The organism is Elusimicrobiota bacterium, assembly GCA_040757695.1.
GTDB lineage: Bacteria > Elusimicrobiota > UBA8919 > UBA8919 > UBA8919 > JBFLWK01.
Genome location: JBFLWK010000049.1, coordinates 1 through 16,855 on the forward strand (window position 1 = coordinate 1; position 16,855 = coordinate 16,855).

At 37.9% G+C, this 16,855-nt stretch carries 15 protein-coding genes; all 15 read right to left on the bottom strand.

The annotated features are described in order from the left end of the window. Positions 1-144 precede the first annotated feature (144 nt). A complete protein-coding gene (locus AB1349_08845; GenBank protein MEW6557446.1) occupies positions 145-840 on the bottom strand; it encodes a hypothetical protein in 696 nt (231 codons plus the stop codon). After that, positions 837-1,142, bottom strand: a complete 306-nt coding sequence (locus AB1349_08850; GenBank protein ID MEW6557447.1) for a P-II family nitrogen regulator — start codon at positions 1,140-1,142, stop codon at positions 837-839. The genes AB1349_08845 and AB1349_08850 overlap by 4 nt, the downstream gene beginning before the upstream one ends. Further along, positions 1,139-2,809 (bottom strand): diphosphate--fructose-6-phosphate 1-phosphotransferase, encoded by a 1,671-nt coding sequence (locus tag AB1349_08855; GenBank protein ID MEW6557448.1) that lies wholly within the window; start codon positions 2,807-2,809, stop codon positions 1,139-1,141. Before AB1349_08855 ends, AB1349_08850 begins: the two co-directional genes overlap by 4 nt. 420 nt (positions 2,810-3,229) lie before the next feature. After that, the gene (locus AB1349_08860; GenBank protein ID MEW6557449.1) at positions 3,230-3,676 is read right to left on the bottom strand and encodes a HepT-like ribonuclease domain-containing protein; all 447 of its coding nucleotides are present in this window, start codon (positions 3,674-3,676) and stop codon (positions 3,230-3,232) included. Beyond that, the gene (locus AB1349_08865) at positions 3,660-4,064 is read right to left on the bottom strand and encodes a nucleotidyltransferase domain-containing protein (protein ID MEW6557450.1); all 405 of its coding nucleotides are present in this window, start codon (positions 4,062-4,064) and stop codon (positions 3,660-3,662) included. The genes AB1349_08860 and AB1349_08865 overlap by 17 nt, the downstream gene beginning before the upstream one ends. Positions 4,065-4,066: 2 nt before the next feature. Continuing rightward, complete coding sequence (locus tag AB1349_08870) at positions 4,067-5,383, bottom strand: class II fructose-bisphosphate aldolase (protein ID MEW6557451.1); 1,317 nt, start codon at positions 5,381-5,383, stop codon at positions 4,067-4,069. Positions 5,384-5,494: 111 nt separating this feature from the next. Next, complete coding sequence (locus tag AB1349_08875) at positions 5,495-5,710, bottom strand: DUF2283 domain-containing protein (protein ID MEW6557452.1); 216 nt, start codon at positions 5,708-5,710, stop codon at positions 5,495-5,497. Further along, positions 5,698-6,012 carry a DUF4258 domain-containing protein gene (locus AB1349_08880; GenBank protein MEW6557453.1) on the bottom strand — a complete coding sequence of 105 codons (315 nt, stop codon included), beginning with the start codon at positions 6,010-6,012 and terminating at the stop codon, positions 5,698-5,700. Before AB1349_08880 ends, AB1349_08875 begins: the two co-directional genes overlap by 13 nt. Beyond that, positions 6,005-6,997 carry an acetyl-CoA carboxylase carboxyltransferase subunit alpha gene (locus AB1349_08885; protein ID MEW6557454.1) on the bottom strand — a complete coding sequence of 331 codons (993 nt, stop codon included), beginning with the start codon at positions 6,995-6,997 and terminating at the stop codon, positions 6,005-6,007. Before AB1349_08885 ends, AB1349_08880 begins: the two co-directional genes overlap by 8 nt. A 131-nt stretch (positions 6,998-7,128) precedes the next feature. Then, positions 7,129-7,866, bottom strand: a complete 738-nt coding sequence (locus AB1349_08890) for a hypothetical protein (GenBank protein ID MEW6557455.1) — start codon at positions 7,864-7,866, stop codon at positions 7,129-7,131. Further along, positions 7,863-9,038, bottom strand: coding sequence for a HEAT repeat domain-containing protein (locus AB1349_08895; GenBank protein MEW6557456.1), 1,176 nt, complete (start codon positions 9,036-9,038; stop codon positions 7,863-7,865). Before AB1349_08895 ends, AB1349_08890 begins: the two co-directional genes overlap by 4 nt. A gap of 141 nt (positions 9,039-9,179) precedes the next feature. Continuing rightward, positions 9,180-12,761 carry a DNA polymerase III subunit alpha gene (locus AB1349_08900; GenBank protein ID MEW6557457.1) on the bottom strand — a complete coding sequence of 1,194 codons (3,582 nt, stop codon included), beginning with the start codon at positions 12,759-12,761 and terminating at the stop codon, positions 9,180-9,182. Between the two features lie 154 nt (positions 12,762-12,915). Beyond that, positions 12,916-14,175 carry a hypothetical protein gene (locus AB1349_08905; protein ID MEW6557458.1) on the bottom strand — a complete coding sequence of 420 codons (1,260 nt, stop codon included), beginning with the start codon at positions 14,173-14,175 and terminating at the stop codon, positions 12,916-12,918. A gap of 14 nt (positions 14,176-14,189) precedes the next feature. Continuing rightward, positions 14,190-15,071: a prepilin-type N-terminal cleavage/methylation domain-containing protein gene (locus AB1349_08910; GenBank protein MEW6557459.1), complete on the bottom strand. Its 882-nt coding sequence runs from the start codon at positions 15,069-15,071 to the stop codon at positions 14,190-14,192. Positions 15,072-15,086: 15 nt separating this feature from the next. Further along, positions 15,087-16,799 (bottom strand): hypothetical protein, encoded by a 1,713-nt coding sequence (locus AB1349_08915; GenBank protein MEW6557460.1) that lies wholly within the window; start codon positions 16,797-16,799, stop codon positions 15,087-15,089. Positions 16,800-16,855 lie beyond the last annotated feature (56 nt).

Consider the following 16,855-nt stretch of genomic DNA (forward strand, 5'->3'; position numbering starts at 1 on the left):
TTAGTGTAGTCGCAGGTTTTAACCTGCGACTAGTGCTCTGAGATTGCTTCGTCATTTCATTCCTCGCAATGACTGCACTGTTAACCATTTCTTTAACCTCTGACAAAAATATAACAAAAAATATGCATTCTGTTAAGCACTTTTTTACAAAAACATTATTGCGTTTGTTGCTATCCCTGATATTATCGGCAGAACGAAACTGCCAAACAGGCGGTTCCATATCGGATAGTTCATATCCATTATTTTGAGTGCAAATGAGGATATGATAAGCACCTGTAGTGGTATAAAAAACAGGTTATCGCCGACATCCAGCCATAGATTTTTTTTGAGTGAGAACCAGAGAATAATTGCGCTGATAGAAAAAATGAATAATACAAACCTGGAAAAAAACCAGCCAACTTTACTGACTAAATATGCCAGTTTGTAAATATCCAGCCATTTTGAGACGAACGCGATAAACGCAATCAAAAGCGCAGAATATGTAATTTTTGTATCATATTTAGAAAGTAGTGATTTAATGGAATTTACAGTTTTCAAATAAAATTCATTGATAGTTTCTGTTAATGTTTTTGACGCTCCGATATCTTTAGGAGTTACTTTTGAAAACTTGTCAAGAATTGGCGAAACAACTTTTACTTCAACCATCGGTTTGTCGGCAGCGAGACCGAGTTCGTCCTGAAAACTTTTGAGTGTTTCTTTATCAAGATGTTGTTTGTTGACTGGTTTCTGAACAGTTTTTGTGGTTTCGTTGGAAGATTTTATTGCTTTTATATCAAAATTTTTGCCGTATAAAGAAAGAAGCGTTATACCAACCAAAAAAATTAAAAAAGAAAATTTCATAAAAAGCCGATTGCTTTATCTACTGTATGAACAAATGCAAATCCCTGACCTGGTTTATCAAGTTTACCTGATTTTATAATTGCATCAAAAACAGCATTCGTTTCTGACTTTTTTGTCACAATCAAGATCACTTCTTTTTCGGGAGTAATTATCTTTCCCCAAAAGCCCAGTTTCTGACGGACGCCGGTGCCTCTTGCGTAGAAAATGGTTGCACCTTCCGCACCTGATTTGATTGCATCTTTTACAACTTTATCCGCCTTACCTCTCTGCACAATACAGGTAATCAAATTTAATTCGTTCATTTTTGCTCCAGTTTAAGCGTGATTGTTGGTATATTGGTAATAGACGAATGACCAAAATACTGAACAGGTCCGGGATAAAGATAACTTTCTGTCAATGCCCATATATCTCTATTTTCAAGCAATGTTTTGAATGGTTTCCCGTCAAGATTTACCAATGCTTTTTTTATAACCGCTTTTTCTTTGCCTTTTCGTCGTTCTATTGTCATCATCGTTGTAAGTGGCACACCACCGCATTCCCACAGGTCTGCTTTTTTTGTCAGTTTTTTTACCGACGAGAGATACCCCGATAAATTATTAAGTGCCAATACTGCTGAATTATATCCGAGTGCATAGCAATAGTTTGCATCAAAATTTGACGGTGCACCACAGCGGCCTTCATAGCCAAAGAAATGTGTGATTGTTGAAAACTTTCCAGCATATTTTCCTTCTTTTTTTAATTCTGATAATTTCTTTTTAACCATATCTATTAAAAGTTTTTCCGTCTCAATTTGTGAAACCTGAACATTACCGTGTGGGTCTCTGTCAATTAAGAGTTGCGATGAAATAATGTTTGGTAACGACTTCATCAGCGCTGCCAGATTTTCAGGCAGTTTTGTATAAATAAAACTCTTTTCCTCGTCAACCGTAGGCATTGGACTGATAGTCGTCTCATTTTCCGCTAATACATCATTCAATTTGGATATCAGTTCTTTCATTTCAGGTATGAATTCAATCAAGCCCTCAGGCACAAGTATAACGCCGAAATTCTTTTTCAGCTCGGCTCGTTTCACGATTATCTCAGCGATACCGTCAACAATCTGTGAGAGTGTCATTTTATTGGTAAGCACTTCTTCGCCGATAAGCACGATATTAGGCTGTGTTTTTAAGCCCACTTCAAGTGTGATATGTGATGCGCTTCTGCCCATCAACCGAACAAAATGCCAGTATTTCCGTGCAGAGTTAACATCACGGCAGATATTACCGACGAGTTCAGCATATATTTTTGTTGCAGTATCAAACCCAAAAGAGGCTTCTATCTGTTCGTTCTTTAAATCACCATCAATCGTTTTTGGCACACCTATTACACATATCTGTAAATTTTCGCGCTTAAAATATTCTGTTAAAAATGCTGCGTTGGTATTTGAATCGTCACCACCAATAATTACCATTGCATCAATTTTATTATCAGTCAAAACCTTTTTTGTCTGCTCAAACTGTTCCGGTGTTTCTATTTTTGTTCTGCCGGATTGTATCATATCAAACCCGCCAGTATTTCTGTATTCAGTTATTATATCTTTTGTGAGTTCTTTTTGTTTATTTTCAAGAATTCCTGAAGGACCTCCGAGGAACCCGATGAGTTTATTTTTAGGATTTGCCTTCTTTAATCCATCAAAAAGCCCAGCAATGACATTGTGACCACCAGGCGCCTGACCGCCTGAAAGGACAACGCCAACATTCATAATTTTTTTTGAAATATCAGGATTTTTACCTTTAACAAAATCTACCATTGCTAGCCCGTATATATTTGGAAAAAGTTTTTGCATGGTTTCCTGTTCTGTTGCACTTTCGGTTGGTTTGCCAAGTTTGGGTTTTACTAACGCAGGACCTTCTTTAAGAATTTTAGGCAGCACTGGTTTAAACTTCGCCCTCTCTTTCTGAAGTTCCGATATTATTTGTTTTGCTTTCATACAAATCCCTCTTTTCCTACTACGGGTAGTGTCAAATTATAACCACGGAAGCACGGAAACACTGAATGTAGCGACCGATTTTATATCGGTCGTTTCGTCCCATATAAACCCCTCCACCAAATTTTGGTGGGGGGGGTAAAATGGGACGCTACAACTCTCTTTATTTTTAGGTTCGTGTTTCAGTGTTTCAGTGGTTTTCAAAATCCTTGTTTATTGCCATAACAGTTTTAAGTGGTATATAAAACGGCATTATATTTGATAAAATGTAAATATGTAGTGCGACCTTTTAAGGTCGCTATTAGCGAGGATAAATCCTCGCACTACATTTTACTATCCATAATAACAATTGTCATAAATTATGCCGTTTTATATAGTCAGCGCTTTCGAATTTTAGTAAGTAGTCAACAAAATTGCTGATTACTATGTTGCTTTTCCCTGTTGGCGTTTTTTCAAAAATTTTACTATTTCCTTTTCAAATACAAGAAACGGTTTTAAGTTTTTTGTCATAAAATACAATTCTTTTGTTCTCACTTCACCATACCGATGGACTACTCGGTTCCTAAAATCAACCATTTTTACAAGAAACCTCAATGTTTTTCGAGAAATTATTTCTCTTTTAGAAAGAACTTCAAAAGTTTCTTTTGCTGTTTCAGGACGCTGGAAATTTATCTCGGAAATGATATGATTTCCAACATCAAGACAATTCTGAACCGCCTGAAAAAGCGAAAAAGCAATACTATACCGAAGAGCTTCTTCATTTCTTAACCTGCTAAAAGTTTTACCCTGTCTTTTTTCTTTTACAAGATATTCAATATAATCTCTTAAAAAATTTAGATGTTTATTTATGCTTTTATAATCCATATCCATAAGAACCTTCCATTATATGCTTATACATACATTTGTCATAATAATCAAGATATGGTTTATAATCTTGATACTCGCTTATGAGATGCGCTTCATATTCTATTCTTTTTCTGTGATTTGAACAATACAATACCTTCCCTGTTTCTATTACAAGAAATTGAAAAAAAAGGGCATTCTCGTTAAGAATTTTTATATCAAGTGTCTCTTTTATAAATAAACAACTAAATTTGGAAATATAATTCCACTCGTTTTTCGGCGGATATTTACAAAGAAACGCAATATCGTAATCGCTTTTTTTATCAGCATTGCCTTTTACTTGTGAACCAAAAAGATATACAGCAACAATATTTTTATCTTTTTTTATTTCTCTCAACAATAATTTCCAGTCCATTTTCAATCAGCACCTTCAAATTTTTCAGAGGCGGCAATTCCAGGTTTCTTGATTTCTACTTTCGGCACTTTCACATATTTTTTTACAATTTTGTCGGTATTAACCACATTCAGTTTTTCATAAAGGAATACGAATTTTTTTTCAAGTTCTGACATAATCTCCGCTTTAATTTTTTCAGCAATTGACCATGTTTCTTTTTTGAATGGTCCCCATGCTTTTTTGCGTGTTTTATAGAAAAATTTGGATTCCGTCTCGCCCTCTTTTTTTTCTGATACACAATTAACCTTCAGCCATTCATAAATTTTGTTTTTCAGGTCGGCTGGGAACTTTGGTGCATCAAAAATCATATTCTGGAATTCTGTTGCAAGATGTATTTCAGCGGTATTTGTTTTCGGGAATTTATCAAACATCTCTGAAGGCAGTGTTGACGCACCATGCTGGACACAGCCAGCCAGTCCGTAATCCTTTTGTGCAATTTTAGACAGTTTTTCAAGTGTAGCAAAATCCAGTTTGACATCTTTTACCGGCTTACCATTAGCATCAAGCACACCACCGTGTTCTGTACCTGTCTGGACTGCGATTTTAGAAATACCGATTTTTCCAGAACCGAGTGTTTCATTATATCCACTGATGTATGCACGCAATTCTTCTTCATTAGAATTTTTACCGCCTATTTCACCAATCTCGCCACCGAGCATAACTGTTACACCTTCTGGTTCAATTGACCGAATAAAATTTGTAAGTTCAACTGCAACATCGTAATTATTTTTTTGCTGTTCTTTCACAGTCGGTTTTGATAAGTCAACCAGTGTTGAGGTATCAAGGTCTATTGAATAAAACCCGGCGTCAACCGATTCAGCAATCAGTTTTTTTATCCCATCAAGTTCTTTTTGCGGGTCTGTTTTATATCCCTTTTCTTTTACCTGGAAATGGTCACCTTGAACAAAAACTGGATACTTATAATTTTCTTTGAGTGCTGCTGCAAGAACTGCGGAAACAAATTCAGATGGCTTCTGGTCACAATATCCCATTTCGCTTCGTGCAATTTCAAAAATGATTGCAGCAGATTTGGTTTTTTTTGCAGCACGGAATGCCGCACAAGCCATATCATACGCCATACCGCGGAGATTCATTGCAGGCACGGTAAATCCTGATATTTCACTTTTCCCGATTGCTTTGTAAAGTTCGTAAATTGATGCAGGACCTAACCCGTTTTCTTGTGCTTTTTTCCTAATCAAATATCTGCAATACTTTTTTGTTTCATCATCTCCAAAAACTGCATCCCATACCAGAACATCAATGTCTTTGTACTTATCCATTTTACTCTCCTTTATCTGTAATTGATTCATAAATTTTTTTTTAAGTCATTGTGAGAAGAATAGTGACCTATAATCGGTTCTTTAGAAGTCTTTTCATTCGGTTACGGAATACTATACCAGAATTTCCACAGGAACTTTTTTTATTTTCATTTCATCTGGTTTAGAGATAAAATTTAATTTTTCAAAACCAATTACTTTATCATCCTTGTCTTTATTCAGGATGACCTCTCCGCCAACCTCTTCAGAAACCACTTCCTTTTGAGGGTCATCAAACCAGACATTTAATGTATTCCCAATTTCATCATAATAGACCCTTATTTTTTCCATATTATCTTACCCTCCTTGATTTTTGTTGTACTATACGCCGTAATAATGAAACCTTCATCATTTAGAAATTTTGATATTACACAAATGTATTTTTCATCAAATAATCTGTAATATAAAAACACATCACTGTCTTTTTTACTTTGCCTTATCTCATCAGGATTTTGAATAACTGAAATAATTTTATTTTCTTGTCCCTTTATTGATGGATGTTTTTCATTTGTTATCCGTTGCCAATATTCTATTGTAGTTCTAATCTTTTTATTAAAATGAAAACAATTTACTTCAAAAAGTATTTCATCCATCTTTTACTTTTTTGGTTTTAACTTTCTTTTCTTTGAACTCACCTATTTCTCTATATTTTTGGTATCGTGCTTCTAACAATTTTTCAGTTGGCAATTTTTTTAGTTCACACAGATTTTTTTTGATAGCACAGCCCAAAGTTTTTGCAGTTTCTTCAACATTTCGGTGTGCACCGCCTAAAGGTTCTTTTATTATTTCATCAATAATCCCGAATTTTTTCAAATCCTGTGCAGTAAGTTTTAACGATTCAGCGACTTCTGGAATTTTTTCAGTTGCGTTTTCTTTGAACAGAATCGCCGCACAACCTTCAGGTGAAATCACAGAATAGATAGCATTTTCAAGCATAAGCAGTCGGTCACCAACGGAAATAGCGAGTGCGCCACCTGAGCCACCTTCACCGATAATACAGACAACAATTGGCACTTTTAGCTGTGACATTTCAAACAGGTTTCTTGCGATTGCTTCTGATTGACCTCGTTCTTCCGCACCGATTCCGGGGTATGCACCTGAGGTATCAACAAAAGTGATAATAGGCCTATTAAATTTTTCAGCAAGTTTAAAAATGCGGAGTGCTTTTCTATATCCCTCAGGGTTTGGCATCCCAAAATTTCGCATCATATTTTCATCAGTAGTTTTACCTTTCTGGTGACCGGCAACTGCAATTTGCTCGTTATTGAACTTTGCAAACCCACAAATAATCGCCTTATCGTCGGCAAAATGTCTATCACCGTGTAGTTCTACAAAATCAGTCATTAGATTATTTACAAATTCAAGAGTATGAGGTCGGTTAGGATGCCTTGCTAATTGAACTTTTTGCCAGGCGGAAAGATTCCCAAAAATTTCTGTTTTCAGTTTATCGCATTTTTCTTCCAGTGTTTTGATTTCAGCCGAAAAATCCTGTTTATGTTCTTCAGAAATTTTTTTTAACTCAGCGATTTTAGTTTCAAGTTCTATAACAGGTTTTTCAAAATCAAGAAGATTAGACATAATAAACAAGACAAGCCACTGAGAATACAGAATTCACAGTTCTTTTCATTCCGCGAATTCCGTGTTTTCCGTGGCAAGATAACCCGAACAAGTTCGGGACTTCATTCTGTCTGCCAGTAGTTTTTACGATTTTAGAATTTTCCTCTATAATTTATTATAGCGATTCTTTCTGATTCAGGACCTCTGAACAGATTTCTACCGGTGATTGTAACATCAACATTATCAGTAACAAACAGTTTTAAGCCGAGATTAGCGCGGTTTTCAGGTGCCATGCGGATGTTGTCATATTCACTTAAAAAAACCAGTTTATTCTCAATCCCATATGTAATACCTGCGAAACTATAGACACCTTCCTTATCAAAATCGTAGATATTACAGCCGAATGTTATTTCAAGTCCGGGAACAAAATACTCTTGTGTCAAAGCCAGATACACACCTTTTTCTCTGTTCTGATATTTATCCGGTTCTGTATCGGGAATACTGTCGGTTTCATCAGTATTATTGTATGAACCATATCCCTGTCCGCTGTAACCAATTGCGATTGCCGGGATTGTCATTCCACCTTGAAACACTTTTGCCTTAAACAGAATAGCGGGTGGTCTGGTATCTATTGTAGTGCCTGAGCCGATAAGTTTATCCACATCCCACGAGATTCCGATATTGATAGGTTTGAATACGCCGAAGACCATTTCAGAAAGCACACCACCTTCGCCGTATAACCTGAATTTCAGGTCATAACTTGAGTACTCAGTCACTTCTGCAGTTGGAACATCAACTATTGTAGTCGGCTTGACAGGTTCGGGATAGAGGCAATTACAAATTGAAATTGATAGAAATATAATTGAAATTAATAGAAATTTCTTGTTCATTTTTTTATCTCCTTTTTTACAGGTTTTGGTGGAGGTCGGCGCCAACCGAATTTATAAAGTGAAATTTCAGCGGTTGTTTTCACATTATTATTTGGGTCGGTATTATATATTTTTTCAAGCATTGGTACTACAGAGGCATCACCAATAAACCCGAGTGCTTCAACTGCTTGCATTCTGAGCATATCATCTTTATCAGCTGCAAATTCTTTTGCAACATCAAGTCCTGATTTATTACCGATTTTGCCAAGTGCTGTGGCTGCTGTAATTTTTATAGATTTATCATCATTTTGTAGAAGCATCAGCAGGAGTGGCTCGGTTGATTTATCATTCAGATCACCACTTGCTTTTATAGATTCTGTAATCAATCTATTATACTGTGTCTGGCGGTAGGGTTCTTTTTCAGTTTTACTTTCTTCAATTGCGGTATTTAGCGCATTTTTTATTTCCGGTGCTGCCGAGTTATTACCGATTTTACCGAGTGCCTGGACTGATATAAGCCGAATATCCAAATTCGTATCTTTTAACAACGGCACAAGTGTATCAACTGACTGCTGGGCACGCATATTACCGAGAATCAGAACCGCCTGTGTTCTTACAGCGGTATCCGTATCAGTTTTGATTCTTTCAATAAGCGGTGCGATTGCTTTCGGGTCGCCGATATAGCCAAGTGCTACACAGGCACTCTGTCTTAGCTGTGCTTCTTTATCTTGAAGCAGTGTAATAATTTTATCCGTTGCTGATTGTTCTCGCATCAGTCCGAGACAATCGCATGCGATAATTCTAACACTTGGGTCTGAATCGCTGAGTGCTTCAATTAGCACAGGTGCATCAGCTGGATTTCTTTTCCTGCCGATATTATCTACTGCAACCCGTCTTTTAAATGCTTCGGTTGATTTCAACATTTCATAGTAATCAACCGGTTTCGGTGGTGCAGGTGGTGTGCGGGGGGGAGCAGCAGGCGCAGGCGTTGCAGGAACTACCTGTGCTGGTTTAGACGGTTGAGCAGATTTTGCCGAGGTAGCTGAACCAGCTTTTTGCCCGGTATCAGTTTCAGCAGTGGTTTCCTTTTTTTGGGGGGTGGCGGATGTAGTTGCCTGCTGGGCTAAAAGCAACTGTACTGCAAAACCGACCCAAACAACAAAAACAACAAAAACAACCAACTTCTTACACATAAAACACCTCCATATAACTGAAATTTATAGAAACTCATTGAAATTGATGGAAATTGCTTGTTGCAACAAATTTCTACTTTATTTCAATTTATTTCTATGTATTTCTTATCAGTATTTATTTTACTTTTTTTTGATAATTTGTCAAGCAAATTCTACAACACCTTTACCAAAAATTTTTTCTATTCCTGATACAACAGTATCATTAGGCTCAATTTCAAGCGGAGTTAAAATTCTTGTAGTGGTATGACTTGTATGTCCGATAAGATTGAACTCAACTTTTGCAACACCGTGATGTTGTTTTAGAAACTCTTTAAGTTTTGCAAGTGCTGATTTTTCAAGTGCGACTGCGCTGATTGTGATAATAACTTTTCGGACAAGTTTTCGTCGGGCATTCTTAAACGAAACCAGTTCATCCGCAATTATTTCAGGTGGTTCAGCATCAGCATTTAATCTGCCTGATACAACTAACATTTCATCCATTTTAAGCGTATCTTTACAATGTTCATTAAAAAGTTTCGGGAATACAACCACATCAATTTCATCATCTAAATCCTCCAACTTAAATCTTGCGTATTGTTCTTTCTTTTTAGAGGTTAGTCGTCTTAAATTAGCGACAATCCCGGCAACTCGTACACTCCCACCTCCACCCACCTTTCCACCTTTTTCAGAAGTGGCAGAGGGCGAGTTTTTTATGTTCTTTATATCTGCGATACTGGTTTTTGTATAAATTTTTATCTCGTTAGAATATTTTGCCAGTGGATGTCCGGACAGATAAAATCCGAGCACCTCTTTCTCAAACGCAAGCAGTTGATGTTCATGCCATTGTTTTTCTTTCGGGATTTCTTCTAACGCTTGGGTGGGGGTGGCTGATGGTATTTTATCTTCATTCCGGTTGATTTCTGCCAGTTCAAAAAGTGACGCCTGGTTATCTATCCTTTCGTGTTCTTTACGGTTACTTTTTTTATATTTTGCATTTTGTGAAATAATCTTTTCAATATTTTCGTAAAAAACATCACGTTCTGGCATATTTGCTCTTTTATTGAGCAGATTATCAAGCACACCTGCTTTACAGAGCGATTCAAGAACTCGTTTATTGATAAGATGTAAATCAACCCGTGCTATAAAATCAGCAAGTGAACTAAATTCACCGTTTTTTTCGCGTGCTGTTATTATTGCATCAACCGCACCTTCACCAACATTCTTGACTGCTACAAGTCCAAACCTGATACCTTTATGTTCAATTGTGAATTTTGCAAAAGATTTGTTTATATCAGGCGGATAGATTTCTATTCCGAATTCTTGCGCATCTTTTATATATTCAACGATTTTATTTTCTGCTTCTTTACTTATTTTAGTATGTCCGATTTCAGACGACAGAAGTGCTGTAAAAAACTCAAGTGGATAATTCGCTTTAAGGTATGCACTTTTGTAGGTTAAGAATCCGTAAGCGGTTGCGTGCGATTTGTTGAACCCGTATTCACCAAAACTCTTGATATTATTAAAAATTTTTTCAGCAATTCTATATGTAAGTTCTTTTTTCTTTGCGCCGTCCAAAAATATTTCACGATACTGTTCAATCAGGTCAACATTTTTTTTGCTCATTGCAGACCGAAAAGTATCCGCCTCAGAAAGCGTAAGCCCAGCCAGTTCTGTTGCTATTTGCATCACCTGTTCTTGATATACGATAATCCCGTAGGTTTCTGATAGAATTTTTTCCATCAACTGATGTTCGTATTTAAATTTTGTCTTTCCATGATATCTTGCGACAAATTCATCCAGCATACCGCTACCCATCGGACCCGGTCGGTATAGTGCAATCAGTGCAGTAATATCCGAGATACTTTTAGGTTTTAGTTTTTTGAGTAAGTCACGCATCCCTGATTTTTCTACCTGAAACACGCCTGCTACTTTTGCATCAGAAAGCAGCTTGAATGTGTTTTTATCGTCAAACGGCAATTTCTCAATATCTAATTTAATTTTATGTCTTTTTTTTATAAGTTCAGCAGTATCTTTTATAACGGTAAGCATTCTCAATCCCAGGAAGTCCATTTTTAGCAGTCCCATTTTTTCTAACAGTTTGCCTTCAAACTGGGTTGTTACAACACCATCGGATGTTTTGGCTAATGGCAGATAATTTGTTGCTTCATCTTTGGTAATAACAATCCCAGCCGCATGAACACCTGAATGCCGTTTTAACCCTTCAAGTTTTAGTGATATATCAACAAGTTTTTTTATTCTTGTATCGGAGTTATAAAACGATTTTAATTCAGAAACAAGCGAAAGCGCCTGCGTAAGTGTTATCCCGAGCGTTTTTGGTATAAGTCCTGCTATTTTATTCACCTCTGTTAACGGGATTGAGAGTACTCTACCAACATCCCGAATCACTTGTTTAGCGAGCATAGAGCCAAAAGTTATTATTTGGACTACTTTGTCTACGCCATATTTATTTCTAACATAATTTATTACTTCAGCACGACCTTCGTCTGAGAAATCAATATCCAAATCAGGCATTGTCAACCGTGCTGGGTTCAGGAACCGTTCAAACAGCAGCCCGTATTCCAGCGGGTCAACATCAGTAATCCCTAAAAGATACGAAACAATAGAGCCGGCACCGGAACCTCTACCGGGTCCAACCGGGATAGCTTGATTTTTAGCAAACTGGATAAAATCCCAGACAATCAAAAAATAGCCGGAATAACCTGCATCATAGATAATTTTTAATTCGTGTTCCAGCCGTTGTTTTATTTCAGCAGTTATTTTAGGATACCGTTTTTTAAGACCTGCTTCACAAAGTTTGCGTAGATAAGAATCAAGCGTATAACCTGTTTCAACCCTATATTCAGGCAGATACAATTTATCAAACGAAAGTTGAAGATTACATTTTTCAGAAATTACCAGTGTGTTTTTGATTGCTTCAGGAATACTATTAAATGTGCTAATCATCTCGTCAGGCGATTTGTAATAAAACTGGTCAGTTACAAACTTCAGATGGTCTGGGTCGGCAAGTGTTGATGCAGTACCGATACAAATCAAAACCTCGTGTGCTTCTGCATCCTCTTTTTTGAGATAATGACAGTCGTTTGTAGCGACAACCTGGATATTAAGCTCGTTAGCAAATTCAAGCAGTTTGGTATTCACTAATTTTTGTTCCGGGATACCATTCTCCATCAACTCCAGATAAAAATCGTCTTTCAAAACCTGTTTATAAAAATCGGCAGTTTTTTTTGCGTCATCAAGTTTATTGGCGAGTATCAGTTCAGATATTTCACCATGCAGACATCCTGAAAGAACAATAAGTCCATCTGAGTATTTTTGTAAAAGTTCTTTATCTATTCTTGGCTTGTAGTAGAACCCATCAAGATATGAAATAGAGGACAGTTTTGTAAGATTCTTGTAGCCAGTTTCGTTTTTTACCAAAATAGTAAGATGATAATTTTTTTCACCGTGAACTCTGTTTTTGTGTGATTTTTCAGCAATATATGCTTCCAGCCCGATAATCGGTTTCATTCCTGATTTTAAACAGCCGTTGTAAAACTCAATCACACCATACATATTCCCGTGGTCTGTGATCGCCATTGCAGGAAGACCATAACCTGCCATTGTTTTTAATAGTGTTGCAGGATTCCCGCGGTCATCAAGGATTCGGCAAGCACCATCTAACAACGAGTATTCGGTATGGTTATGCAGATGAACAAACTGTGCTTGGTTTCTGGTTGGTACCATAACATATATTTTACTTTTTGTTACGGGATTGTCAAGCAAACTTCGGAACCACAGATTTTAATCCTAAATTCTAAGTTTTTTCAGTGTTTATCTGTGTCCATCTGTGGTTGCTTTTTGTATCATTATATAAAAAATAGGTGGCGGGGTCAAGTGCTTATTTCATATGCCAGGTAACAAGGTATGGTCGTTCGGGTAGACCCGGAGGCGAGTATTTATTTAATTCTGTATCAAAAATGTAATATCTGGGATTGTAACCTCCGGAAAGAGAAACGCTTTGATTGACTATCATGGTGCCGTAAAAATAAAGCGCTTTTTTACTGGCTGGCGACGAACCGTTTTTTACCGAGCGGTATTGCGAAAATGTCGCACCGTGAACATAATGTGCGGAACCGGTTTTGTTGAAGTAAATATAATTATGTGCTAAAAGTGCGATGGAGTCGCTATCGGATGCGTTATTCGTACCATTAGCGTAATTCAGATTGCCGTTAAGCCGGATATTTCCCTGCGTGGTGGAGCCCTGCGTTCCCGAAGCGACAACGGTTACTCTACCTTTTACCGTGCTTGCCGATATGTTGATATTACAATTCTTTCCGAAAATGATACAACCGCCGGAAGGTATCGTTATTGGTGCGGTAGCGCCTGTAACGGTGAAAGTGCCGTCGCTTGAAAACTGTATCGTCCGTGTCCAGGTGCTTTTGAAATTGTAATAATTATCGTAGTAGGATACATCAATTGACGGCCATGATGCTTCCGGTACAAAATTGTACTTGTTGCCGTCTACGGTAACGCTCCCGAATGAACCGGTGCAATAAAGATTATTTCGGATTCTATTTGTAGAATTGCCGCTCATATTACCTTCGCATATAAAATCGCCGTTGAAAGTACAATTCCCGCCTAATGATACATTTCCTTTTACTCTGTCAGTTCCGGATTCCGTTACTCCGCTACCCCAGGATTGTGCGGTATTGCACCAGAAATTATAATTTGTTATATCAGAATAAAATTGAATTACCGCATACAGTTTTTTATCGGAAAGCGGGTTGTCGACATCTTTGCCGTATTTTCCGGTTGCCTGGATATAAAGATAATGGTCTACGGCATCCGCAAAAATCGTAACCGTTGAAAATCCAACCTCATAAAACATTTCGTTTCTGGCAAGCGAATCGCTGTCGTAATGCCCTACATAATAACTCTGCGAGAATTGTCTCATCAAATCCACCAAAACATTATTGGCTAAAGCGGTAGCCGTTTTAAACCTTCGTTCCATTCTCGTATGTATCATTTCCGTTACCGAGACATATAAAAATGATGCAGCAATCGGAAAAAGAAAAAGCATCAAAACCAGAACTATTACCATTGTTTGACCATTAGATGCAGGGAACAGGGAATAGGGAATAGGGAACAGTTTTTTCATTTTTAATTGCCTTTTTAATGCGGTGTAACCCTTTTTTTTAACGATAGAAGTGGCGGCAGAATCTCCGTCTCAATTTTATAATCCGCGGTTCCGTCGGTATTTTTGTCCATTTCAATATAAATCCCGATTGAATTGATATATTTCATTTCATTGTCGGTATCCAGCCGCCCGTTCCTGTTCCCGTGACCTGTTGACGGTTGAACCATATCTATTTCGGTAGCGGAGATTATTCCGTCGTTTTCCCCGGTATCTGCGGTGCCGCTTGTCCCGTCGTTACCGAGGTCTATGTATCTGCCGAGGTCGTTTCTTTTGGCGCCGATATATGTCAGAGTGAAACTGGAAATGTTGGTGGCTAATTCTTTAATGTTGTTCCCCCATGCCGCTCCGTTGTAAGATGCATCTTTGTAAATTTTTTTTGCGGCAGCATCAAGATAAAATCTAATTTTAACATCCGGGTTGCCGTCGTTGTCGTCATCGTCATCGTCCAAGTCGTAGCCGATTTTCCACTGTGAGGTCGGTGGCTGGATTAGTGAAGCATCATTATCATCGTCGGGATCCTGTATATTTACAATCCCGTCACCATCAGTATCACCGTAAAAATCGTAATTTGGATGTTTCGTATAATCTGCGATAAAATCAATTGCAGTAGAAGACGAAGCAATAATCTGGTTCGCTTCTCCCATATCTTTTTCAATCTCAATAAGAACCACACGAACCGCCTCCTGGGATTCCGTTTTTCTCTGCGACTCGTAGACGCTTTTGAGCGATTTTACGAAAAAAGTGGTAAGCGGTATTGTAATTATTCCGAATACCGCCACATATATCATCAACTCTATGAGGGTAAGCCCTTTAGAGGCAGGGAACAGAGAACAGGGAACAGGGAATAGTTTTTTCATTTTTAATTGCAGTTATTAATAACTCACATTAAACCCCCAACTTTCAGTGGTTGTTTTCTTATCCGCAGGGGTATTTGCCCAGTGGCTGACCGTTATTTCAACGGTATGATAAGTCCCGTTTTCAAAAGCGGAGGCAGGTGACCACGAAACGAAATGGGTTGCGGAATTGTATGTATGCGATACAACTTCACTGTCCACTTTACAGATGATTGAAGACGGGTCTATGCCAGATTGATTGTCCAGCACCTTGCACATAATTGCCGGCAACGGTTCACCGCAGGTACCGCAGGGGCTTTTTTGGGATACCGCAGGAGCCGAATTGTCCGGGTCCTGGATGTCAACTGTAAATGTCCATGACGACATCGTTTTGTAATAGGCGTTATCGCCTGTCTCAATTTGTACCGAATATATCACGCCGGTTGACAATTCGGCGGAATAATCCCAGTAAAGTTCTCCAGTTGAGGAATCGTAATGATGTGTAACTTCAGCGTCATTTATTTTTATGCATATAACATCCTGACAGATGCCCGACGGAACACCTGTTGTAAGAATTGTATCATAAAGATAGGAACCGACCCATGGCATTTTGTCGTAGACGGTGTCGGTCGGCGCCTGCGAAGAAATTACCGGCGGCTTTAAGTCAAGAATGACATCTCGCGGCGCATATGGCGAATACATATTGTCCCTTGTTGCCATTGCAAGAATCGTATTTTCGCCCTCCGTTAACGCGTTCGTTACGGCGTTTGATTGGAAATCAAATTCACCGGCTATACTTGAGGTTACGCTATCAAGTTCTGTTACAGGCGTATTAATATAAAAATGAACCAGCGCATTGGGCTCGGTTTCGCCCCACAGACGGATAGGATTTGTTAAATCGGCACGATAAGCGACGACATCTTCCGGGTAGGATTTCGTTATTGAAAGATTGAAAGCATACTGTCTTTCCGAGATGTCAAGATTATACAGATATGTAGCGTTCGCCGGTTGTGTTACGAATAATTTAAGCGCCGCATCAGACGCCTGCGATTCTATTCCGGTGAACAGTTCATATGAAATAAGTTGCGATTCCTGATGAATTAAATCCTCTTTTTTGTAAAGTTTGAGTGTTACATATTTAAGATGTGTATCCGGTTGTTCAGAAATTTTGCGGTTCGTTACGGTAGAGACATAACTGTCGTAGTAATCGCCATCTCCGTTTTTGTCATAGTAAAGAACAGAAGATAAATAATCGTCTTTCAAATCTGTATTAGTATCTATAAAATTGATTAAATCGGTTGTCAGTCCGTTCCCGTTTGCGTCGGAAGAGTCCCTTCTCATAAAAGTATTTTCAATCGTAAATTTATCAAAACCTGCAGTTTTTACGGTTGCTTTTATCTGATTAAGGACGGCAAGATACTGGTATGTGGCAGATTGGGATGTTTCAGGACCATATGTTCCGGACAAACCGTAGTTTGACAAATCGGAGTCGTAATCAAAAAGAAAATAGAAATCAATCGCTTTCAATTTCGTAAAGATGAGTTGTGCCAGCCGTCCTGCCGACATTTGCTCCCGGGCTTTAACCGATGCGATAACACCATATTGGAGCATTGCGAAGATTCCTACTATAATACCAGTAATCATCGCTATTGCTAACATCAACTCTACAAGCCCGAAACCTTTAGAGGCAGTGGATAAGTGGTTAAGTGGATAAGTGGTTAAGTGCCAGCGGAGTTTTTTCATTTTTAACATTTTAATTTTTCAATTTTTTAATTTTTTAACTATTTTGTTTATACCGTCTACAATAT